Below are 1,026 nucleotides of genomic sequence, written 5' to 3'. Positions count from 1 at the left end.
TAGGTTAAGCTAGAAAGGGCGCACGGTGGATGCCTTGGCACTAGGAGCCGATGAAGGACGGGGCAAACGCCGAAACGCTTCGGGGAGCTGTAAGCAAGCGTTGATCCGGAGATGTCCGAATGGGGGAACCCACTGTCCGTAATGGGGCAGTATCCATGCCTGAATCCATAGGGCATGGAGGGCACACCCGGGGAACTGAAACATCTTAGTACCCGGAGGAGAAGAAAGCAACCGCGATTCCCTGAGTAGCGGCGAGCGAAACGGGAACAGCCCAAACCAAGAGGCATGTCCTCTTGGGGTTGTAGGACCGCTCACGATGGGAGTGAGAAAGGGACGGGGTAGACGAACCGGTCTGGAACGGCCGGCCAGAGAAGGTGAGAGCCCTGTAGTCGAAACTTCGTTCCCTCCCGAGCGGATCCTGAGTACGGCGGGACACGAGGAATCCCGTCGGAAGCAGGGAGGACCATCTCCCAAGGCTAAATACTCCCTAGTGACCGATAGTGCACCAGTACCGTGAGGGAAAGGTGAAAAGCACCCCGGGAGGGGAGTGAAAGAGAACCTGAAACCGTGTGCCTACAAGTAGTCAGAGCCCGTTGATGGGTGATGGCGTGCCTTTTGTAGAATGAACCGGCGAGTGACGATGGCGTGCGAGGTTAAGCCGGAGAGGCGGAGCCGCAGCGAAAGCGAGTCTGAACAGGGCGTGTGAGTACGTCGTCGTCGACCCGAAACCAGGTGATCTACCCATGTCCAGGGTGAAGGCCGGGTAACACCGGCTGGAGGCCCGAACCCACGCACGTTGAAAAGTGCGGGGATGAGGTGTGGGTAGGGGTGAAATGCCAATCGAACTTGGAGATAGCTGGTTCTCCCCGAAATAGCTTTAGGGCTAGCCTCGGGTTTAGGAGTCTTGGAGGTAGAGCACTGATTGGGCTAGGGGCCCAAACCGGGTTACCGAACCCAGTCAAACTCCGAATGCCAATGACTTATGCCCGGGAGTCAGACTGCGAGTGATAAGATCCGTGGTCGAGA

At 57.7% G+C, this 1,026-nt stretch carries 1 rRNA gene; it reads left to right on the top strand.

The window, feature by feature from the left end:
* Positions 1 to 2: 2 nt before the first annotated feature.
* A 23S ribosomal RNA gene (locus GZ1_RS17720) occupies positions 3 to 1,026 on the top strand; the annotation flags it as partial.

Origin of the sequence: Geobacillus zalihae NBRC 101842, from assembly GCF_001544135.1 — a bacterium.
Taxonomy (GTDB): domain Bacteria; phylum Bacillota; class Bacilli; order Bacillales; family Anoxybacillaceae; genus Geobacillus; species Geobacillus zalihae.
This window is presented reverse-complemented; position numbering and strand designations above follow the sequence as displayed.